This window comes from Corynebacterium yonathiae (assembly GCF_027570195.1).
Taxonomy (GTDB): domain Bacteria; phylum Actinomycetota; class Actinomycetes; order Mycobacteriales; family Mycobacteriaceae; genus Corynebacterium; species Corynebacterium yonathiae.
Genome location: NZ_JAKMUZ010000003.1, coordinates 39,233 through 60,002 on the forward strand (window position 1 = coordinate 39,233; position 20,770 = coordinate 60,002).

The 20,770-nt window shown below is 62.0% G+C and carries 21 protein-coding genes and 1 tRNA gene; 13 read left to right on the forward strand and 9 right to left on the reverse strand.

Annotated elements, in window-relative coordinates:
- Positions 1-11 precede the first annotated feature (11 nt).
- A complete protein-coding gene (locus L8V22_RS02165) occupies positions 12-716 on the reverse strand; it encodes a response regulator transcription factor (RefSeq protein ID WP_238801992.1) in 705 nt (234 codons plus the stop codon).
- A gap of 188 nt (positions 717-904) precedes the next feature.
- On the reverse strand, positions 905-2,650 hold the full coding sequence (locus tag L8V22_RS02170) for a pyruvate dehydrogenase (protein WP_238801993.1): 1,746 nt from the start codon (positions 2,648-2,650) through the stop codon (positions 905-907).
- 172 nt (positions 2,651-2,822) lie between these two features.
- Here L8V22_RS02170 and L8V22_RS02175 point away from each other — a divergent pair, with 172 nt between their 5' ends.
- Together L8V22_RS02175 and L8V22_RS02180 are read left to right on the forward strand one after the other, a co-directional pair.
- Positions 2,823-4,334, forward strand: a complete 1,512-nt coding sequence (locus tag L8V22_RS02175) for an MFS transporter (RefSeq protein WP_238801994.1) — start codon at positions 2,823-2,825, stop codon at positions 4,332-4,334.
- Positions 4,300-4,854: a TetR/AcrR family transcriptional regulator gene (locus tag L8V22_RS02180; protein ID WP_238801995.1), complete on the forward strand. Its 555-nt coding sequence runs from the start codon at positions 4,300-4,302 to the stop codon at positions 4,852-4,854. The genes L8V22_RS02175 and L8V22_RS02180 overlap by 35 nt, the downstream gene beginning before the upstream one ends.
- A gap of 27 nt (positions 4,855-4,881) precedes the next feature.
- Here L8V22_RS02180 and L8V22_RS02185 read toward each other — a convergent pair.
- Positions 4,882-4,954 (reverse strand) — tRNA-Thr (locus tag L8V22_RS02185).
- A gap of 151 nt (positions 4,955-5,105) precedes the next feature.
- On the opposite strand from L8V22_RS02185, the gene thrE reads away from it, so the two are divergent.
- The 5 genes from thrE to otsB all read left to right on the forward strand — a co-directional run bounded on the left by thrE (position 5,106) and on the right by otsB (position 10,058).
- Positions 5,106-6,842: a threonine/serine exporter ThrE gene (thrE, locus tag L8V22_RS02190; RefSeq protein ID WP_269966383.1), complete on the forward strand. Its 1,737-nt coding sequence runs from the start codon at positions 5,106-5,108 to the stop codon at positions 6,840-6,842.
- Between the two features lie 86 nt (positions 6,843-6,928).
- The gene (locus L8V22_RS02195; RefSeq protein ID WP_238801997.1) at positions 6,929-7,300 is read left to right on the forward strand and encodes a hypothetical protein; all 372 of its coding nucleotides are present in this window, start codon (positions 6,929-6,931) and stop codon (positions 7,298-7,300) included.
- Between the two features lie 14 nt (positions 7,301-7,314).
- Complete coding sequence (locus L8V22_RS02200) at positions 7,315-8,757, forward strand: alpha,alpha-trehalose-phosphate synthase (UDP-forming) (RefSeq protein WP_238801998.1); 1,443 nt, start codon at positions 7,315-7,317, stop codon at positions 8,755-8,757.
- The gene (locus L8V22_RS02205; RefSeq protein ID WP_238801999.1) at positions 8,754-9,275 is read left to right on the forward strand and encodes an META domain-containing protein; all 522 of its coding nucleotides are present in this window, start codon (positions 8,754-8,756) and stop codon (positions 9,273-9,275) included. The genes L8V22_RS02200 and L8V22_RS02205 overlap by 4 nt, the downstream gene beginning before the upstream one ends.
- Before the next feature lie 18 nt (positions 9,276-9,293).
- On the forward strand, positions 9,294-10,058 hold the full coding sequence (gene otsB / locus L8V22_RS02210) for a trehalose-phosphatase (RefSeq protein WP_238802000.1): 765 nt from the start codon (positions 9,294-9,296) through the stop codon (positions 10,056-10,058).
- Between the two features lie 14 nt (positions 10,059-10,072).
- Here the strand turns inward: otsB and L8V22_RS02215 are convergent, their stop codons facing one another.
- Positions 10,073-11,170, reverse strand: a complete 1,098-nt coding sequence (locus L8V22_RS02215; protein ID WP_238802001.1) for a LacI family DNA-binding transcriptional regulator — start codon at positions 11,168-11,170, stop codon at positions 10,073-10,075.
- Positions 11,171-11,250: 80 nt separating this feature from the next.
- Between L8V22_RS02215 and L8V22_RS02220 the strand changes: the two genes are divergently transcribed.
- From L8V22_RS02220 to L8V22_RS02240, 5 genes are all read left to right on the forward strand, one after another.
- The gene (locus L8V22_RS02220) at positions 11,251-12,216 is read left to right on the forward strand and encodes a metal ABC transporter solute-binding protein, Zn/Mn family (protein ID WP_269966384.1); all 966 of its coding nucleotides are present in this window, start codon (positions 11,251-11,253) and stop codon (positions 12,214-12,216) included.
- Positions 12,216-12,917 carry a metal ABC transporter ATP-binding protein gene (locus L8V22_RS02225; protein ID WP_238802003.1) on the forward strand — a complete coding sequence of 234 codons (702 nt, stop codon included), beginning with the start codon at positions 12,216-12,218 and terminating at the stop codon, positions 12,915-12,917. Before L8V22_RS02220 ends, L8V22_RS02225 begins: the two co-directional genes overlap by 1 nt.
- Positions 12,895-13,809, forward strand: coding sequence for a metal ABC transporter permease (locus L8V22_RS02230; protein WP_238802004.1), 915 nt, complete (start codon positions 12,895-12,897; stop codon positions 13,807-13,809). Before L8V22_RS02225 ends, L8V22_RS02230 begins: the two co-directional genes overlap by 23 nt.
- Positions 13,810-13,820: 11 nt before the next feature.
- Positions 13,821-14,657 carry a CE1 family esterase gene (locus tag L8V22_RS02235; RefSeq protein ID WP_238802005.1) on the forward strand — a complete coding sequence of 279 codons (837 nt, stop codon included), beginning with the start codon at positions 13,821-13,823 and terminating at the stop codon, positions 14,655-14,657.
- Between the two features lie 64 nt (positions 14,658-14,721).
- Complete coding sequence (locus L8V22_RS02240; RefSeq protein ID WP_238802006.1) at positions 14,722-15,732, forward strand: HNH endonuclease signature motif containing protein; 1,011 nt, start codon at positions 14,722-14,724, stop codon at positions 15,730-15,732.
- Positions 15,733-15,748: 16 nt separating this feature from the next.
- On the opposite strand, the gene rlmB is transcribed toward L8V22_RS02240, so the two are convergent.
- The 5 genes from rlmB to L8V22_RS02265 are packed head-to-tail and all read right to left on the reverse strand — an operon-like array spanning position 15,749 to position 19,933.
- Positions 15,749-16,696: a 23S rRNA (guanosine(2251)-2'-O)-methyltransferase RlmB gene (gene rlmB, locus L8V22_RS02245; protein WP_238802007.1), complete on the reverse strand. Its 948-nt coding sequence runs from the start codon at positions 16,694-16,696 to the stop codon at positions 15,749-15,751.
- 23 nt (positions 16,697-16,719) lie between these two features.
- Positions 16,720-18,108, reverse strand: a complete 1,389-nt coding sequence (cysS, locus tag L8V22_RS02250) for a cysteine--tRNA ligase (RefSeq protein WP_238802008.1) — start codon at positions 18,106-18,108, stop codon at positions 16,720-16,722.
- A 44-nt stretch (positions 18,109-18,152) separates the two neighbouring features.
- Entirely contained in the window at positions 18,153-18,635 is a 483-nt protein-coding gene (ispF, locus tag L8V22_RS02255; RefSeq protein ID WP_238802009.1) for a 2-C-methyl-D-erythritol 2,4-cyclodiphosphate synthase, read from the reverse strand.
- On the reverse strand, positions 18,628-19,377 hold the full coding sequence (ispD, locus tag L8V22_RS02260) for a 2-C-methyl-D-erythritol 4-phosphate cytidylyltransferase (protein WP_238802010.1): 750 nt from the start codon (positions 19,375-19,377) through the stop codon (positions 18,628-18,630). The genes ispF and ispD overlap by 8 nt, the downstream gene beginning before the upstream one ends.
- Complete coding sequence (locus L8V22_RS02265; protein WP_005325718.1) at positions 19,349-19,933, reverse strand: CarD family transcriptional regulator; 585 nt, start codon at positions 19,931-19,933, stop codon at positions 19,349-19,351. Before L8V22_RS02265 ends, ispD begins: the two co-directional genes overlap by 29 nt.
- Positions 19,934-20,125: 192 nt before the next feature.
- Here L8V22_RS02265 and L8V22_RS02270 point away from each other — a divergent pair, with 192 nt between their 5' ends.
- Entirely contained in the window at positions 20,126-20,713 is a 588-nt protein-coding gene (locus L8V22_RS02270) for a hypothetical protein (RefSeq protein ID WP_238802011.1), read from the forward strand.
- Positions 20,714-20,770 lie beyond the last annotated feature (57 nt).

Genomic DNA, 20,770 nt, shown 5'->3' on the forward strand with positions numbered 1-20,770 from the left:
ACTACAGCACTTTAGGAGCGCGGGGTGCGCAGTACATAACCCACGCCGCGAACGGTATGGATCAACTGGGTATCGCCTGTATCAATCTTGCGGCGCAGGTAGGAGATATAGGACTCGACCACGTTGCCATCGCCGCCGAAATCGTAGTGCCACACGTTATCCAAAATTTTGGACTTGGACAGCACCACTTCCTTGTTCTGCATGAGGTAGCGCAGCAGGTTGAACTCGGTGGGGGAAAGCTCGATGAGCTCGCCGGCCTTGGTGACCTCATGGGTGTCATCGTTGAGCGTCAAATCCGCGTAGCTCATGGTGGCATCGTTGGTGGAATCTTCCGCCGCACCGCCGCGGCGCATGATGACGCGCAGGCGGGTAATGACCTCTTCCAGGCTAAATGGCTTGGTCACGTAGTCATCTGCGCCGATGGTCAGGCCGTGGATGCGCTGGTCCACGCCGTCTTTTGCCGTCAGATACAGCACTGGGCCATCTAGGCCCTCCTGACGCAGCTTTCCTAGCAGCTCGAAGCCGTCCATGCCCGGCATCATGACGTCCAAAATATAGGCATCTGGGTTTACCTCACGAGCTACGCGCAGCGCCTCATTACCAGAATTGGCGCTGTATACCTCGAAGTTTTGGAATTTCAACGATACGGTAAGCAGCTCCACAATATTGGGTTCGTCATCGACGACAAGAACCTTGGCGAGTTTATTGTCTTCCATGTTGTCCTCAGACTCCCTTAAAGGTTGTGATTTTCTAACACGTCATAATGGCACGCTTGCTTCCCAGCCTACTGAAGAGTTTCTGCCTGAATCCTGTGAACGTGGGTGCTCGCCCTAGTCGCCACATAAGAAAACCACGCCCCTCCCCTGTTAAGAGGAAGGGCGTGGTAGCTAGCGCGGCGCGCCTTTTAGAAGTCCTGCGGGCGCGGGATATTGCGCAGGTTGGACTTGGCCATGGTGATCATCTGGCCAACGCCGCCGTCCAGAACGGTACGGGTAGCCGCCTTAGAGAAGCCCATGAGCTGCTCGATGGTCAGCGTCGGCGGCAGGGAAAGAGCGTTGGGGTCAGTAACGACGTCGATAAGAGCCGGGCCGTTATAAGCCAGCGCCTTCTTAATCTGCTCCGGAGCTTCCTTAGGATCCTCGATGCGGAAGTGCTTGATGCCGGAAGCCTCTGCAATCTTGGCAAAGTTGACGGACTCATGGTCAGTCTCATGCTCTGGCAGCCCCTGCACCAGCATCTCCAGCTTCACCATGCCCAGAGAAGAGTTATTGAACACAAACATCTTGATAGGCAGGTTGTGCAGCTTCACGGTAAGCAGCTCACCCATCAGCATGGATAGTCCGCCATCACCGGAGAAGGTGATGACCTGGCGCCCCGGGTTAGCAGCCTGTGCGCCCAGTGCCTGCGGCAGGGCATTAGCCATGGTGCCGTGGCGGAAGGAACCGATCTGCTCACGCTTGCCGTTGGCGGTGATGTAGCGAGCGCCCCACACGTTGCACATACCGGTATCGACAGTGAAGATGGCGTCCTCATCGGCGTTCTTGTCAATGAGGTCAGCAACGTACTCTGGGTGGATCGGGGTGTGCTTGTCCACGTTGGAGGTATAAGCCTCAACGACGTGCTCCAGCTTGCCGTAGTGCTTCTTGAGCATCTTATCCAAGAAGGAGCGGTCCTTCTTCTCATCCACGTGCGGCAGGATGTTCTCGATGGTAGCGGCTACGTCGCCGGTAACCGGATAAGAAATCTTGGTGCGGCGGCCGATGTGGGAGCCGTTGATATCCACCTGTGCCACGTTGGCGTCCGGCAGGAAGTCGTTATATGGGAAATCGGTACCCAGCAGGATGAGCAAGTCAGCCTCGTGGGTGGCCTCGTGTGCTGCGCCGTAGCCCAGCAGGCCGTTCATGCCCACATCGAATGGGTTCTCGTACTGGATGTACATCTTGCCACCCAGGGCGTGGCCGATAGGAGCCTTAATCTTCTCCGCCAGCTTCAGCACCTGCTCGCGGGCGTCCTTAACGCCGACACCAACGAAAAGGGTAACGGACTTGGCCTCGTTGATGGCCTCGGTCAGGGCAGCGGCCTCGGCTGGGTCCGGGAAGACAACCGGGCGGCCGGTAGAGATCTTGGACTCGACAAAGGAGTCATCGTCCGCCTCCTGCATGGAGACATCACCCGGGATGACCAGAACGGATACACCATTGCCTGCCATGGTGGACTGGATGGCGTGGTGCAAGACAACGCCACCCTGCTCTGCGGAGTTGACCATCTCGCAGTAGCCAGAGCACTCCTGGAAGATTGCCTCTGGGTGGGTCTCCTGGAAGAACTTGGAGCCGATCTGACGGGAAGGAATGTGGGAAGCTAGTGCCAGAACCTTGGCGCCATTGCGGTGGGCGTCGTACAGGCCCTGGATCAGGTGGGTATTGCCCGGTCCGCAGGATGCAGCACATACAGCCAGCTTGCCGGTGGTAAGAGAGTCCGCCTCGGCAGCGAAGGCTGCTGCTTCCTCGTTACGGACGTGAATCCACTCGATGGAAGAGCGACGAACTGCATCCACAATCGGATTCAGGGAGTCGCCGACGAGACCATAAATGCGCTCGACACCCTGCTTTTCCAGGGTGTCAACTAGCTGTTCTGCATAGTTACGTGCCATTAAAAATCATCCTTAACTCTTAATTGGTGTTAATACCACTGTGCTACTTACACCGCAGGAAAGTCCACTTATCTCCTATACACTCACATAGTGTCCCCAGCTGTGAGGAAGGCAATACTAACCTATATTCGGCTACAAACTGTAACGACCGTTCGGTACTGTTTATTGCGCTATGAGTATCCACCCGCCTCGCGCACAAAGCCCCGCCGCTGCGGCCTCCACGCCTGCACAGCGGTGGTCTTTTTGCGCCGTCATCTCTCTGGGGTTACTCATGGTTGGGCTGGATAACTCCATCCTCTACACCGCGTTGCCGCAGCTATCGCAGCAATTGCATACCACCGATACCCAGCAATTATGGATAATTAACGCCTATGCGCTGGTACTCTCCGGGCTCCTTCTTGGTGCCGGCACGCTAGGTGATCGCACCGGCCATCGGCGGATGTTCCTCATCGGTCTGGCCATTTTTGGCGGCGCCTCCCTACTCGCCGCCTACTCTCCCAGCGCCTGGACGCTGGTCTTAAGCCGGGCTTTCCTAGGCTGCGGCGCCGCCATCATGATGCCATCAAGCCTTGCGCTTATCCGCCTTACCTTTCCCGATGAGGTAGAACGCAACACGGCCATTGGCATCTGGGGTTCTGTCGCCGTCATCGGCGCGGCGGCCGGCCCCACCGTGGGCGGCTTCTTTTTGGAGCACTTTTGGTGGGGCTCGGTCTTTCTACTCAACGCCCCCGTGGTCGCCGTTGCCCTCGCGTTGACCTTCCTCCTAGCTCCGCCAAACGCCCCGAACCCCCATAAACACTGGGACTTTCCGTCGTCCCTCTATTCCCTTATCACTCTTACCAGCCTGGTATTGGCCATTAAATCCCTGTCACACGCGTGGCCGGTGAGCGTCGCTGCCGCCGCCGTATTCATCTGCGGCGCACTCGCCTTCGCCCTTCGCCAGACCCGCTTATCAGATCCCCTCCTGACCTTCGATATCTTTGGCTCCCGCATCTTCAGCGGCGGTGCCTTAGCAGCCAGCGGCGCTATGTTTGGCCTATCCGGCCTAGAGCTACTTAGCACCCAAAAGCTGCAGCTTGTCGACGCCCTCTCACCCCTCCAGGCCGGCCTCATCATCTCCGCCATGGCGCTATCGGCCATCCCTACCTCTATCCTGGGCGGTGCCACGTTGCATCGGCTGGGATTCCTCCCGCTCATAAGCGGCGGATTTCTACTTATGGCCACCGGCATGGCCCTGCTGGTAGCAACCCGGGGCGGAGCGCTTGCCCTACTCATTGTCGCCCTCGTCCTTACCGGACTAGGCGCGGGCCTTGCCATGTCTGTATCCTCAACCGCCATCATCAATGCCGCTCCCCTCCACCGCACCGGCATGGCTGCCGGCGTAGAGGCGGTCTCCTATGAATTTGGCACCCTGATCTCCATTGCCCTGACCGGCACCCTCGTGCCCTTACTCATGGCCCGCGAACTGCCGCCTCACCTTGCGGAACTGGGAACCGACGCGCTGCATCACTCCGCTTCCCACACGGCAGCCGCCAGCGCCTACAATTCCGGTTATCTTGTCACCATTGGCGGCCTAGCTTGCTTTGCCTTGTTCCTTGCCGCGATAACCGCTTGGTGCTTCCGTGATAACCCCAAATCAGGAGATCCTCATGCCGCGACCAAACAAAAAGACCGCAGCTCTTGAAGCTGCGCTCGATATCATCGCTGCCGAGGATGTCTCTGCCCTCACCTACGACGCCTTGGCGCAAGCTACTGGGATGTCCAAGTCCGGGCTCATCTACCACTTTCCTACCCGCCACGACCTGCTAGTAGATTGTCACCGCTTTTGTGCTGAGCGCTGGGAAGACGAGCTCGAGCGCCTCGCTGGCGGCCGCCCAGCCAGCGAACTTAGCTGGGCCGAGCGCTCCCGCGCCTTGGTGCTATCCATGGGCAAAAACGACCCGCTCATTCAGCTCTTGATGTGCGTGCATTCCCAGACCCACCCAGATTTTTCTGCCCAATGGGCCGATGTGGATGCACGGTGGATGGTGGATCCTTCCGCAGCCTCGACGGACGAGGATAACCTGCTCATCATGCTGCTTAGCACGGGGCTGTGGGTGCACGATCACCTCAACCAGCGCAAGCTCTCCCCCGCCAATCGCCAGCGCATGGTTGACCGGCTTTTTGGGCTTATCGACGCCCCCTCAAAACACACCGAAGGCTAGGCCCCTCTAGGACCCAGCCTCCTTTTGAGCTGGAGACGAGACTTGAACTCGCAACCTACGCATTACAAGTGCGTTGCGCTACCAATTGCGCCACTCCAGCAGCGCGGGAGTAATCCCGCTCGTTGCATAGTACCCGAGCACTAGCACCAAAGGGAAAGTCGGTCCCCCATCTATGCATCGGGAGGGTTCAGGGGCTAAAGTTCAGGCAGAATCTATCCCACTTTCCCAGCGCTTTTTCGAGGGTTATTTCCGTGTCATTTTTGTCCGCTATGCGGGAGCGCCTGCGCCCCTCCTCGGGCCAAGTAGCCATCATCGACGCGGCTAAAGCCGCACCACCGCCATCCCCACTCGCTCCGGTCAATCTCCATGATGCCGCCCAAGTCACCGGTGTCATGGAAATCGCCGCTCGCATTGGAGAAATCCTCATCGGCGCCGGTACAGCCAACTCGGATGCCCGCGCCCAGGTGCACCTGGCGGCCTCTTCCTATGGCCTGCACTACTGCCACGTGGATATCTTGATGAATACCATCACCATCCACACCACCATTGGCACCGGCGAACAGCGCCAAAACCTGCACGTCTTCCGTGTGGTGCCGAGCATTGGCGTGGATTTTTCCAAACTCGCGGCCGTCGATAAGCTCATTCGCTCTATCCACTCCGGCCAGATGCCGCCGGCCATGGCCGAGCAGCGCTTGGATGAGATTGACCGCATGCCCGCGCCTTATAAGCCGTCCACGGTTATGCTCGGCTGGGGCGCGATGGGTGGCCTGATTTCCATGATGCTCGGCGGCGATCTGCTCGTCGGCGTGGTGGCGTTTGTGGTCTCCGCCTTCATCATGGGCTTAAACGCCTGGTTGGCCAATTTTCGCCTGCCGCCCTTCTATCAGAATGTGGTCGGCGGCTTCTTTGCGGTCTTCCCGGCTGCCATTTTGTATAACGTGGCGGCCTCATTCGGCATTAATTTCTCGCCAGCACAGATCATCGCCTCCGGTATCATCGTACTGGTGGCAGGGCTGACTTTGGTGCAGTCGCTTGTCGACGGCATCACGCGCGCCCCCGTAACCTCCTCCGCCCGCTTCTTTGAAGCACTGCTATCTACCGGCGCCATTATCGCCGGCGTGGGCGTGGGCATTCAGATGGCCGATTCGCTGGGCTTTGACCTGCCTCCGCTGGCTACACTGGCCCCACCGGTCTACCACCAGATTCCGCTGCTGGTGCTTCTCGGCGGCACCGGCTCCGCTGCCTTTGCGCTGGCCTGTGGCGCAGCCTGGATTGAAGTCACCATGTCGGGGCTAACAGCCGCGGCCGGCATGATTTTCTATTACTTTGTGGTGGTTCCCTTCGGCGTTGGCCCAGTGATTGCCTCGGGTCTGTCTGCCGTCGTCGTCGGCCTGGCCGGCGGCTTGATGTCGCGCCGCTGGGGCATCCCGCCGCTTATCACCATGATCGTGGGCTATACGCCGATGCTGCCAGGCCTCATGCTCTACCGCGGCATGTACGCCTCGCTTAATGAGCAGATGATTACCGGCTTTACCAATATGGCGATGGCACTGGCCATTTCCGGCGCGCTGGCGGCCGGAGTAGTGCTAGGCGAGCGCGTGGCCCGCCGCCTGCGCCGCCCGCAGTATTTCCGCCCCTACTCCGCTTTCAAGCGCATCGGCCGCTTCTCCTTCCACAAGGCCACGCACTTGGCCCGCAAGGCCCCGCGAATCCCGCGCGTGCCGATGTCCCCGTTTGCCCCGCGCGTTAACCGTCCAGAGCTGCCGCCCAAGCTGGGGCCGAAGCCGCCGCAGCAACACCCGCGACACGCAGCCCAAAGCCATGCGCCGCATACCCGCCCGGCCGAAGACCTATGGCCAGCGGGTTCCCAGTGGCCGGCGCAGCCGCAGCAGCGGGAGACAACCACCTATACCGTGCCGGGCACCGAATCATTCCAAGCCCAGAAACCGGAGCAGCCGGGGCCCGAATCCGGACCCGAACGGTCTTAAACGCCGCCGGTAGCGTACAATATTTGCTCTGATAGCTTTTCTTGCAAGCGCTTAAGTAGTTTCCACAACGTTCAGGAGGACACGTCGTGCCACCCAAGGTCCAAGACACCCACCCACAGGCTGACCAGAATCACGCCCTTGAGGAGGAGACCTCCCGCGCAGCCCGCCGCATCGTGGCCACTTATGCGCAGGACTTCCTCGACGGCGTGACCCTGATGTCCATGCTGGGCGTGGAGCCAAAGGGCCTGGTGCACAAGAAGGTCCTGGCAGAACAGGCCGACGCCGCTCCGAAGAAGTCGACCAAGAAATCCAGCAAGAAGTCCACGAAGAAGTCGACTAAAAAGTCCACCAAGAAATCGACGAAGAAGTCGACCAAGAAGGCTACAAAGAAGGCCACCAAAAAGGCGACGAAGAAAGCCTCCAAGAAGGCAACGAAGAAGTCCGCTAAGAAGTCCTAAGTTATCCTTGCACCATGAGTGATCGTGGTAATGACTTTGTGGTGGTGGCTAACCGCCTGCCGGTAGATCTGGAAACCCAGCCCGATGGCAGCCATACCTGGACCCCCTCGCCAGGCGGATTGGTCACCGCTTTGTCTCCAGTCCTCGAGTCCCACCAGGGCTGCTGGGTGGGCTGGCCCGGCGTGACTGACACCGCACCCGAGCCCTTCCGCACCGATGCCGGCGTGCTCCTGCACCCAGTCAAACTCACCGAGTCCGATTTCGAGGGCTTTTATGAGGGCTTTTCCAATGCCACCCTGTGGCCGCTTTACCACGATCTCATCGTCACCCCTACTTATGACCGCGATTGGTGGCACGCCTATCGCGAGGTCAACCTGCGCTTTGCAGATGAGGTAGCCGAGGTCGCCGCCGAGGGCGCCACCGTGTGGGTACAGGATTACCAGCTACAGCTTTTGCCCGGCATCCTGCGCCAAAAGCGCCCCGATCTCACTATCGGGTTCTTCTTGCATATCCCCTTTCCCTCCGCCGATCTCTTCCGCCAGCTACCGTGGCGCGAGGAACTCGTGCGCGGGCTGCTCGGCGCGGATCTCATCGGCTTCCACTTAGAAGCTAATGCCCGCAACTTCCTCGAGCTTGCCCGCCGCCACGGCCTCGACGTGGAAGGCGAGGCCAGCACCCGCGAGGTCACCGCGCAGATTCGCCTGCCGCAAGGACGCACCATCGGTGTGGGGGCTTTCCCCATCTCTATCGCCGCGAAGGACTTTGCCAGGTTCACTGCGGAGGATGAGCGGGACGTCGCCAAGCTGCGCAAAGAGCTGGGCTCACCCCAGCGCATAATCCTGGGCGTGGATCGCCTCGATTACACCAAGGGCATCCTGCAGCGGCTGACCGCCTTTGAGGAGCTGCTGGAAACCGGCGCGCTCGATCCAGAGGAGGTGACGCTGGTGCAGCTGGCTACCCCGTCTCGCGAGCGCCTCGACCATTACAAGGCCACCCGCTCCAAGGTAGAAGAGGCCGTCGGCCGCATCAACGGGCGCTTTGCCCGCGTGGGCCACCCGGTGGTGCACTACCAGCACCGGGGCGTGGCTAAAAGCCTGCTGCGCTGCTACTACCGCATGGCCGATGTCATGCTAGTTACCCCCTTCAAGGATGGCATGAACCTAGTGGCCAAGGAGTACGTGGCCTGCCACGACGATGGCACGGGCGCCCTAGTGCTCTCCGAGTTTGCCGGCGCGGCCGATGAGCTTGACCAGGCCTACTTGTGCAATCCCTTTGATATCGAATCCGTCAAGGCTGCCTTGCTCAATGCGCTCAAGGCTCTTGGCGACGCCCCCTCGAACATGTCCCAGCGCATGCTCAGCATGCACCAGCAGGTCACCGAGCACGACGTACAACTCTGGTCCCAATCCTTCCTGGACTGCCTGCACGAGACCGGCGCCGAGGAGGCCGGCGTATGATGTCTCGCTTCCCCCGCCTGGCTACCGCACCGCTCGCCGCCGCGTGTGCCGCAATGCTGCTGTCTGGCTGCGGCTCCGACGAGGAGACCCCACAGGCGCCCGGCGATGAGCAGATCCTGGATAAGCAGTGGCAGGTTGTCTCCATCAACACCACCCCAGATGCCGCCTCCACCATTCCGGAGTCCATTCCACAGGCACCCACGTTGAGCTTTGGTGAATCCACGCTGGTAGGCACCACCGGCTGCACCCAAATGGTGGGCAAGGTGACCTATTCCGCCGCTGAGAAGCGCCAAAATATCCGCGATGGCAATCGCCTTCACTTTGATGAGGTGGACTATGACGAGATCGCCAAGGATTGCCACGGCGCCTCCGTGTGGGCCGATAATCTGCTGCGCAACCTCATTTCCGCGGACCGCGATTTCCACTACACGGTCAATAGCAATAACCAGCTGGTCTTGGAGCTGGTCACAGATGAGGTAGACTCGCCGTCTATCAAGTTGGTTTCTCTGGGCGGTTAATTACGTAGGCTGGACGCCATGACGCTTTCAACCACCATCAAGGCCCTTGCCGCCGCCGAGCACCTCGCGGTGGTCTCGGACTTCGACGGCACGCTCTCCCCCTTCGCCACGGCCATCTACGACGTCGAGATGAACCAAGACTCCCTGCGTGCCTTGGATAAACTGGCTCACCTGCCGCACACCACCGCCGCCGTGCTTTCCGGCCGCCACCTCGCAGGCCTGCAGCGCGTGTGCCCACTGCGCGAGCCCGTACTCTTCGGCGGTTCCCACGGCGCCGAGTCCTCTTGGGAAGAAACGGATCTAACTCCCGCGATGCGCGAGCATCTGGCAGCCAAGGAAACCGAGATCCGCGCGATCATGGAGCGCTTCCCCGGCGCGGATATCGAGGCCAAGCCCTTCCAGCGCGTATTGCATCTGCGCGCGCTGGAGGATTCCGATCCTGAAGCTGCCGCTCAGGCTTATGAAGCCGGTCTCGCGCTCGATCCGGGCGGCTTCCCGCGCACGGCTGGTAAGTCCGTCGTGGAGTTCTCCGCCACCCAGGCCACCAAGGGCACCTGGATTGAGAACTTGCGCGAGCGCACCGGCGCCACCGCCGTGGTCTTCTTGGGCGATGACGTCACCGACGAGGACGGTTTCCGCGCCCTGCATCAGCCGCCGGACGTCGGCGTCAAGGTCGGCGAAGGCGATACGGCGGCCGTTGTGCAGCTTGCCGACGTCGATGCCGTCGCCCATTTCCTCACCGAACTCGCAGCAGCCCGCGCAGCCTATACAGACCGCTTTTAAGGCACCGGCAGTGCCTAAAGCGGCGGCGCTACCGTCCGCCCCTGCGCGAAGCGGGTCTGCAGCACGCGCCGCGGGACCGCAGGCATGGCCGCGGCCGAATCCTCCGCGCCGGCAATGAGCTTGGAGAGCATGTGGCCGGCGGCCGCACCTTTGGCCTTATTGGGTTGGACGATCGTCGTCAAGCCAAGGCGCTGCCCCGCATCGATGCCGTCGAAGCCAGTAACGGAAAGCTCACCCGGAATATCGATGCCGCGCTCGCGCGCATAGGTCATCACGCCCAGCGCCATGGAGTCGGTGGTGCACAGAACGGCGGTGAGATTTGGGTGGGCGTCGAGAAGCAACTGCGCGGCCGCCCGCGTGGTCTGTGCATCGTTGATGTGCTGAGTAACCACTGGCACGGTCTCCGGCGCGATACCTGCCTGCGCAAAGACGTCCATGGCGCCCATGACCCGGGCGCGCTGCACGTGCATGTCGGCGCCCTGCAACTCGTCCCAGGAAATGGGGCCATCGTGGCGCTCGCGCTTGAGACGAATCGCCAGCACCCCAATCTTGCGGTGCCCGGCCTCCACCAGTGCGCGGGCGGCCGGGGCAATCGCGGCGCGGTCGTCGATGCCCACGAACGGCAATCCCGAGTCCGTCGGCTGATCGCAGACCACCACCGGCAGCCCGCGCCCGCGTGCCGCCTCCAGATAAGCATCCCCGGCCGCCACGGAATAGACCACAAAACCATCCACCGCGGCCGATCCCACCAGGCTGGTAGCCTCCGCTTCGCCCTCCGGACCTGCTGGAATGAGGGTGAGCGTGGTTTGTGCGCCGGCCGAAGCCTCCGCCATGCCGGCTAGAAAATCTACCGAAGCCATGTCCTCGAAGGCATAGGACAGGTGCTCGGTCAGTAATACCCCCACCGAGCCCGCGCGACGGGTGCGCAGGCTGCGTGCCGTAGGGTCCGGACCGGGATACCCCCGCGCCTTTGCCGCAGCCAGGATGCGCTCGCGCGTCGCGGCTGAGAGCTGATCCGGCCGGCTATAGGCATTAGATACTGTCGTGCGCGAAACACCCAGCTCGGCGGCCAGCGAAGCCAATGTCTTGCGGGTGGGGCTGCGTTTCACCATGGCCGCAAGCTTACCCCGCGGCCGCGTTTTCAATACATATTCAATTGACAACAATTACCATCAACAGCACACTGGGAGCTATGCATAATTCACTTCGCGCAACCGCCGCCCTCCTCGCGGCCGGTGGTCTTTTGCTTACTGCCACCGCCTGCTCCTCTGATTCCGCGGACCCAGCCGCCGAGCCGGGCTCTCAGAAAAAGATCTCTATCGTCGCCTCCACCTCTATCTGGGCCGATGTGGCTCAGGCCGTAGCTGATACCGCCTCCGGCGTAGACATCGAGGTCAAGCCTATCGTCGAAGGCAACGGCGTCGATCCCCACCACTTCGAGCCTTCCGCGGCCGATATCGCAAAGGCCGAGGACGCCGACCTGCTCGTGGTAAACGGCGGCGGCTACGACTCCTGGATTTACCAGGCCGTCTCCGAGCAAGACAACATCGTCTCCGCCCTGCCGCTGACCGATCACGGCAAGCTGGCCGATGACCCCAATGTCATGACCATCGACGCCGCCAAAGCCACCGCCAAGAAAGACCCTGAGAAGGTCACCAATATCGAGGGCAACGAGCACATCTGGTACGACCCGGCCGCCCTCGACGAGGTCGCAGGCAACATCGCCGACCAGATCAATGAGCTCAATACCGATGCCAATGCCAGCACGGAGCACGTGGACTCCCACGTTAACCACCTGCGCGACAAGCTCAAGGAGCTGCCGGGCGACCTCTCCTACGCCCAGACCGAGCCCATTGCGGATTACATCATGAAATACACCTCCGGCAAGGACCTCACCCCAGAGGGCTATCGCAAGGCCACCATTTCTGAGGGCGAGCCCACCGCAGCCGACCTTGCCGCCTTCACCAAGGCCATCAAGGAGGACAAGGTAGACCTGCTCATCTTCAACCCGCAGACCGAAACCGATACCGCCGGCCGCATCAAATCCGCCGCGGAAGATGCGGATGTCAATATCGTCGAAATCGGCGAGACCCCGCCGGATGGCAAGGAGTTCTGGACCTACTATGACGAGGTCACCGATTCCCTGGGACAGCTCTAGTGCTCATCCATTTTCATGACGCAGCGGTTGCCCCGCTGTGGTCCAGCCTTAACCTCGCCGTTGACCGCGGCGAGTTTATCGCCGTTTTGGGCCCCAATGGCGTGGGCAAATCCACCCTGCTCGGCACCATCTTGGGCACCCGCAAGCTCACCGCCGGCAGCGTCGACGTGGACTGCCGCGTCGGCTTCATCCCACAACAGCGCATGTTCCCGGCCGACCTGCCTCTGCGCGCCCGCGACTTAGTCTCGCTCTCCCTGGCGCACGGCGCTTTCCGACGCCGCCGCCCGCCCCGCCACCGCGTCGACGAGCTCCTCGCCGAGGTCGGTGCTACCGGCCTGCGCGACCGCCGCGTGGGCCAACTTTCCGGCGGCCAGCAGCAGCTCATCCGCCAAGCCCAAGCGCTGGCCAACAACCCCGAGCTCATCCTCGCCGATGAGCCGCTGCTCTCGCTTGACCCGGCACGCCAGCAAGACACCGTGGACAAACTGGATGCGCTGCGCCGCGATCGTGGCACTTCCATCATCTTTGTCACCCATGGCATCAACCCCGTACTCGGCGTGACCGATAAGGTGCTCTACCTCGCCCCCGGCGGCCATACCTTCGGCACGGTGGATGAGGTCATGCGCTCCGATGTCCTTTCCGAGCTCTACGGTTCCAAGGTCAACGTCTTAAACGTCGATGGGAGGCTTATCGTTGTCTAGCTTTATAGAAGACACCCAATATCTGCTCAGCGTGGACTTTGTGCAGTCTTCGCTCATCGCCTCCGCGCTGCTGGGCATCCTGTCTGGCGTGATGACCTCGCTCATCGTGCTGCGCCAGATGTCCTTTTCCGTCCACGCCACCTCCGAGCTCGCGCTCATGGGTGCCTCGGCCGCACTGCTCTTCGGCCTCAACCTAGGTTTCGGCGCCGTGGCCGGTGCCATCGTCGCCGCCATTATCCTCGCCGTGCTGGGCTTTAAGGGCCAACAAGACAGCGCCATCGGCGTGGTCATGAGCTTTGGCCTAGGCCTCTCGGTGCTGTTTTTACACCTCTACCCCGGCAATGCCAATACCGCAATGACGCTTTTGACCGGCCAGATCGTCGGTGTATCTTCCGCCTCGGTATGGCTTCTGGCCGCAACCACCGTAGTCATCCTCGCCGCCGTCGCCATCCTATGGCGGCCCATGCTCTTCGCCTCGGCCGACCCGGTCATGGCCCAAGCGGCCGGCGTGCCTACCCGTTTCATTTCGGTCGCTTTCGCAGTACTCGTAGGGCTCGCGGCCGCGCAGTCGGTACAGATCGTCGGCTCGCTGCTTGTCATGGCGCTGCTCATTACCCCCGGCGCGGCGGCCGTGCAGATTACCTCCTCGCCCCTGCGCGCAGTCATGTGGGCCACCATCTTCGCCGAAGTCTCGGCCGTCGGTGGCTTCGTCTTGTCGCTCGCTCCCGGTCTTCCGGTCTCGGTATTTGTTACCACCATTTCTTTTGTCATTTACTTGGTATGCCGCGGCATTGGCTGGCAGCGCAATAAGCGCGCGGTGCGCGATGAGGTGGCCGCTCAACGCTTCCATGCCGACTGCCACACCACGGCCGAGGAGCACCACGCCGACTAGACTGGGCGGCTATGCACGTACACCGCTGCGCCGCGGATGTGGATGGCCGCACCCGCCGCTTCCTCGTCATCGCGCCAGATAGCCCCGGCCCGCACCCGGACCTCCTGCTGCTCTTTCACGGCTCGCTGCAATCCGGCAACGTGATGCGCCGCTTTACCAATGGCACCTTCGACGAGCTTGCCGATGCTACCAACACCATCCTCGTCTACCCCGACGGCATCGACCGCCATTTCAACGATTGCCGCGGCATCCTGCCAGTCACCGCCCGCGCGGAAAACGTGGACGACGTCGCCTTCGCTGCCTGCCTCGTCGAAGAAATGCAGCGCGAGTTCGGCACCGGCCGCACCTTTGCCTGCGGCTACTCCAACGGCGGCCAGATGGTACTCCGCCTGCTTTTCGACGCCCCCTTTACCCTCACCCGCGCTTGCATCTTCGCCTCCACCCTGGGCGAGGGCGATAACCACGCGCCCAGTAATCCGGACGGTTACCGGCCCACGCCGCTGTTGTTTTTCCACGGCACCGCCGACCCGTATGCGCCTTATGAGGGTGGCGTCGCCGGCTTGGATGCCAAACAGACCCGCGGCCGAGTGCTTTCCGCTCCTGCCACCGCAGAGCATTTTGCCCTAGCCAATGGCTGCCAGCCACCGCGCGACTACCACCCCACCCCAGATGTCACCGCCACCGAATACGCCGGCGATTTTCCCGTCGAACTATGGACCATGGAGGGCCTCGGGCACGTTATTCCCTCTAGCATGAAAACCGACCCACGCATAGGCCCAAATACGGATTCCTTCCGTGCTGTGGATAAGGTCCGCGAGTTCTTCGGCCTCGACACCGCCCAGTCCTAGTTATCCACAGCGGCGCGCCTTTACCCTCGCTCCAGCTCGCGTTCCGCACCTAATGTGTGGAGCCATGAACGCGCTACACACATTCTTGACAGGCCTGGCCGCCGGCATGGACATCATCGCCGACTGCCACGGCCTTTCCAAGCGCGCGCTTATCGACGCCGGCTGCCCCGATACCACCGCCGCCCGCCTCCTTGCCCTCGTTGATACCTACTTCGGCCCGACCGCATTTAGCCGCCTCCAACGTGAATCCATCGCCGCAGCCCGCGCCAACGGGCACAGCCTCACCGCGCTGCTGGCCATTGAGCGCCACGCCACCAAGCTGAAAAATAAGCGCCAGGCTTGGGCCTTGCGGCGAGAGCTGTGCGGGATGAAGGGGGATGCGTCGGACGTCGAAAAGCGGGGTCGCCAACGCGTGCGCGAGATTAAAGGTCCGCCGCAGCGCACACCCGGTGTCAAGCTGTATCGCCGCGCCGATGGACCGTGGACCATGACGATTACCGGCAAATCCGCCGATATTGCCGATATGCATGCCGCGCTCGATAAGGAGGCCCCGCTCGATTCGGTGCGCAAGATTTTCCAGGGCAAGGCCACCGCCTCCGGTGCGTCCGTGACCACGAATGTGGTGCTGCGCTTGGACGAGCTCGACCGCGTTGTCGACACCGCAGGCGATGACATCACCTTGCAACTAACCAACGGCGCCCGGATGACCGGCGCGGACCTGGTGCGCCGGGCATTTACCGCGCACGGCTATGTCACCCTTATCCATCCTGTGAAAGGTCCGGTAAACCTGTATCGCACCGAGCGGCTCGCCTCGCCCAAGCAGCGCACCATGGCGGCCGCGGAAAATCCCACCTGTCCATGGCCCGCCTGCAATTACCCCGCCGATGAATGCCAGGTCCATCACCTCACCGCGTGGCGCCACGGCGGCGAGACCAACCCCGAAAACCTCACCATCGCCTGCCCGTACCACAACGGCGTCAACGACGATGACCCCAACGCCCCGCCAGGACGCGGCCGCCTGGCAAGGGTGGACGGAACCATTAAATGGTTGCCGCCCTGGGCAGAAAGCGGCTAGAAACTCTCGCTAGAGACTACTGGGCCGCGCGGCGCTGGCGGGCGAATTCGGAAAGCACGGAACCGGCCGCGACGGAAGCATTGAGGGACTCGACCCAGTCCGTCATCGGGATGGACATAATAACGTCGCAGTTCTCGCGTACCAGGCGGGAGATACCCTTGCCTTCGGAACCGATGACGATGACCACGGGATCCGTCGCACCATTATAGCTGTCCAGCGTGTGCTCGCCGCCGGCGTCTAGGCCGACGACCTGGTAGCCGCTCTTTTGGAATTGCTGCACGGTGCGGGTGATATTCGTCGCGCGGGCGACCGGCAGGCGCGCCGCTGTGCCGGCCGAAGTACGCCACGCCACCGCGGTTACGGACGCAGAGCGACGCTCCGGGATGATGACGCCGTCGCCGCCGAATGCCGCCACAGATCGGATAACCGCGCCGAGGTTGCGCGGGTCGGTGATGTTATCCAGGATGACGAACATGCCAGGCCGCGCATTCTCGGCCGCACGGGCGATGAGCTCGTCTACATCGGCGTATTTATACGGCGGAATCTGCAGCCCGATGCCCTGATGCATGCCGTTGCCGGTCATGCGGTCCATTTCGTGGCGCTGCACCTCGATGATGGGGATATTGCGGGTATTGCACATCGCCACGGCCTCGGACAGGCGCTTGTCGTTGCGGGTGCCGGCCACGATATAGAGCGTGGTGGCCGGCACCTTGGCATGCAAGCACTCGATGACCGGGTTGCGGCCCACGACCATCTCGGCGGTCTCTTTCTGGTGGCGGCCGGAGTTCCGGCGCTCGCGCTCCAGCTTCGCCTTGTGCTTGGCGTGGTAAATGCGGTCCTCTGCCTTGGGCGTCGGGCCCTTGCCGGCCAAGCCCTTGCGGCGCTGGCCGCCAGAGCCCTTGGTTGCGCCCTTCTTATTGGTCTTGCGGATTCCCGCGCCACCGCGACCGTGGGTACGTGCCATAGTTTATTGTCCTTTCGGAGTGCTTAACGCTGCGCCAGCGACCAAGTCGGGCCGTCTGGGGTATCAGTGATGGTGATGCCGGCGGCCGCGAGGCGGTCACGGACGGCGTCGGCAGTAGCGAAGTCCTTGTCCGCGCGCGCCTGGGTGCGCCGCTCCAGTTCAGCCTGTACCAACGCGTCCAGCGCGGCATCCGCCCCGCTAGCTTGCGCTCCATCTTCCCACTCCAACGGGTCAAAGCCAAGTACGTGCGCCATCGCGCGCACCTGGCCGGCCAGCGTGCGTGCCTCGGCCTCCTTGCCGGCCGCCAGCGCCTTATTGCCGGCACGGACGGTGGTGTGGATCTCCGCCAAAGCCTTAGGCACCGCGATGTCATCATTCATCGCTTCTTCAAAGCCTTGCGTCCACTCGCCCAGCTCCAGGTCGTCGAAGTGAGCGAGGAAATCTTCGATGCGGCGGTAACCCGCGGCGGCCTCGGTAAGCGCGGTCTCGGAATACTCCAGCACGGAGCGGTAGTGCGCCGAGCCCAGGTAGTAACGCAGCTCCACCGGGCGCACCAGCTCGAGCATATTCGGAATCGAAAGGACGTTGCCCAGCGACTTCGACATCTTCTCGCCCGACATCGTCACCCAGTGGTTGTGCATCCAGTAATTAGCGAATTTATCGCCGGCCGCGTGCGACTGTGCAATCTCGTTTTCGTGGTGCGGGAACTGCAGGTCCAGCCCGCCACAGTGGATATCGAAATTAGAACCCAGGTAATAGGTAGACATGGCCGAGCACTCCAGGTGCCAGCCGGGACGACCGTTGCCCCACGGGGTAGGCCAGCTGGGCTCACCCGGCTTCGCGGCCTTCCACAGCGCAAAATCCTGAGGTCCGCGCTTTGCGGAATCCTCGCCCTCGCCCTGTTCCATTTCCTCTACCTTATTGCCAGATAACGAACCGTAATCCGAGCCTTCGGCCTTGGTCCAAGCGGTGACGTCGAAGTAGACGGAGCCGTTTGCGGGGTAGGCAAAGCCGGCGTCGATAAGCCGCTGCATATAGTCGACCATCTGGGTGACAAAGCCGGTCGCACGCGGCTCTACCGAAGGCGGAAGCACACCCAGAGTGTTATAGGCCTTGGTGAACTCGCGCTCATAGGTGGACACCCACTCCCACCAGGGGCGATTATTCTCGGCCGCCTTGGTGAGAATTTTGTCATCGATATCGGTGACATTGCGCACCAAAGCCACGTCGTAGCCCTGGGCGAGCAGCCAGCGGCGCAGGATGTCGAAGGCGACGCCGGAGCGCAGGTGCCCGATGTGCGGCTGGGCCTGCGGGGTGGCACCGCACAGGTAAATCGAGGCATGGCCGGGGCGGATCGGCTCAAAATCACGTTGGCTGCGGGTGGCTGTGTCATAAATGCGCAAAGTACTCACGCCACTTAGTCTAATTGACGCGTGCGCGGGGTTAGTGCGGTGGGCTAGGCGCGCCAGACGACGGCCGTAGCAACCGCCGCACGCCCCTCCTTACGGCCGGTGAACCCCAGGTGGTCCGTGGTGGTAGCAGAGACGGACACGGGGGCACCGAGGATTTCACTCAGCACGGCCTCGGCCTCTTCGCGGCGCGGCCCCATCTTTGGGGTCTGGCCGATGAGCTGGGCGGCGGCGTTGCCGATGATAAAGCCCTCGGATTCGAGCAGCTGGCGGCATTCGCGCAGCAGCTTCGCGCCGGAAACGCCATCGTATTCGGGGCGGCCGACGCCCACGAAGGAGCCGAGGTCGCCGAGGTGAGAGGCGGACAAAAGGGCGTCGACAAGCGCGTGCGCTACAACGTCCCCATCAGAGTGGCCCTCGCAGCCGTCCACGTCCTCAAAGAGCAGGCCGGCGATCCAGCAGTCCTTGCCGGCCTCGATTTGGTGGGCGTCGGTAGCGATGCCAACGCGCGGGATAATCGGGTTAGTCATGGTTCTCCTCCGTCAGGGCGTGGGCCAGGGTGAGATCGATGGGCGTGGTGATCTTGAAAGCCAGGGTATCGCCCGGCACGGTTGCCACGCGCTCGCCGTGCCATTCCATGAGGCTGGCGTCATCCGTGGCCGTAAATTCGGGCTGCTGGGCCCAATAGTCCAGGTTGGCCTGGCGCAGCGCAGACAGGCGGAAGGCCTGCGGGGTTTGCACCGCGCGCAGGCGGGAGCGGTCGGGCGTAGCGACGACAGCATCCCCCGCGATTTCTTTGATGGTATCGGCCACGGGAACCACGGGCACGGCCGCGGGGGCGCCTTCCAGCACGCTTTTGGCGACGCCCCGCACCATCGCCGGCGGCGTCAACGCCCGAGCTGCATCATGGATAAGCACCACGGCGTCTTCGTCCGGGATTGCTTGCAGGCCGGCCCAGACGGAATCGGCGCGCTCGCTGCCGCCGTGAACGAGGCGAATGGGGGCGGCGCTTGCAGCGTCAGTATCGCCAGTGGCATCGATGCGGCCGATGATGCGCTGGGCCTCGGGCTCCATATCCGGGCTGACCAGGACTATGACTTCATCGACCACACCGGAAGTCAGCAGCACGCGCACGGAGCGCTCCAAAAGAGTGCGCCCGCGCAGCTCGACATAGGCCTTAGGGACCTCGGCGCCGAGGCGGGTGCCTTGGCCGGCGGCCGCAATGAGCGCAATGACGCGCGGGTTAGTCTTCGTCGTCGAAGGAGAGGTCATCGAGATCGATGTCGTTGTCGATATCGGTGGTAATGGACTTATCGTCTACCAATCCGGCGGCGCGGTGGCGCTCGATGGTGGCATCGATTTCTTCCATCATGGTATCGGCCTTCTTCTCATCGACCGGCTTGGCCAGTGCGAGCTCACCCACCAAGATGGTGCGGGCCTTGCCCAGCATGCGCTTCTCACCGGCCGAAAGACCACGGTCCTGGTCGCGGCGCCACAGGTCGCGCACAACCTCGGCAACCTTATTAATATCTCCGGACGCCAGACGCTCCTGGTTAGCCTTATAACGGCGGGACCAGTTTCCGGCTTCTTCGACGTCCTCATCGCGCAGCACGGAAAAGACCTTTTCAAGGCCCTCCTTACCCACGACGTCGCGCACGCCGACGTTATCGGCATTCTTAATGGGCACGCGGACGACTAGGTCGGACTGGTTGATGTGCAGCACCAGGTATTCCAGCGTCTCGCCGCCCATCTCGCGGGTCTCGATATCCTCGATGACGGCCGCACCGTGGTGCGGGTAGACGACGACCTCGCCGACCTTATACTCCATTGCCACTCCTTGTGTTCCCGATTTATCCCGGTTGACTAAGGTCGCTATTTTATCACGCGCGAACGCCCCGCCTGCGGATACCCCCGTATACCCCCACGGTCTACCCGCCCGGTTTGGTATTAACTGTGTACTTTAATGCGAAAGGGACTAGGCTAAAGCGTTGACAAGCCCTGTGATCGCAATTGATGGAGGATGCTCAACGTGCAGTCCCTGAAGTCCGCCGCCCGCCGCGGTGCCATTATTTCCGTTACCGCCGTCTCTGCTTTGGCGCTGGCTTCTTGCTCGGCGGGTCAGGTAACCCAGACCGCTGACAAGGTGGCTGCGGTCGATGGCGCTTCTGCAAGCACGGAAGACAACAAGGTTGCAGTTCGCGATGTCACCATCTTGGTAGAGCCGAACGGCACCGCTGCCTTGAAGTTCAGCGCCGTAAACCAGGGCTACGACACCGATGTCATCTCCCTGGAGTCCGTCAAGGTCGACGGCCAGCGCGTAGAGATGGAAAAGGCACAGCCGCTGCACCGCGACCAATCCATCGTTGCGGATTCTCAGAAGAACCTGGAGGCCCATCCTCAGCAGGATTCCGAGAGCGTCCAGTACATCGCCACCAACCTGAAAAACGATGACTTTGGCTACGCCGGCGACCGCCCGGTTACCTTCGAGTTCTCCAACGGTTCCATCGACGTGGACGCCACCATCGCGGCCACCCAGATGCAATCTGGCGAGTTCGACCGCGACGTCGAGTCCTCCGAGGGCTACACCTCCGAGGCTCCGAAGAACTAAGCCACACTACTTTCCAGCCCCGCTCCCAGCCCGTTTCGGACTGGGAGCGTCTGTGTG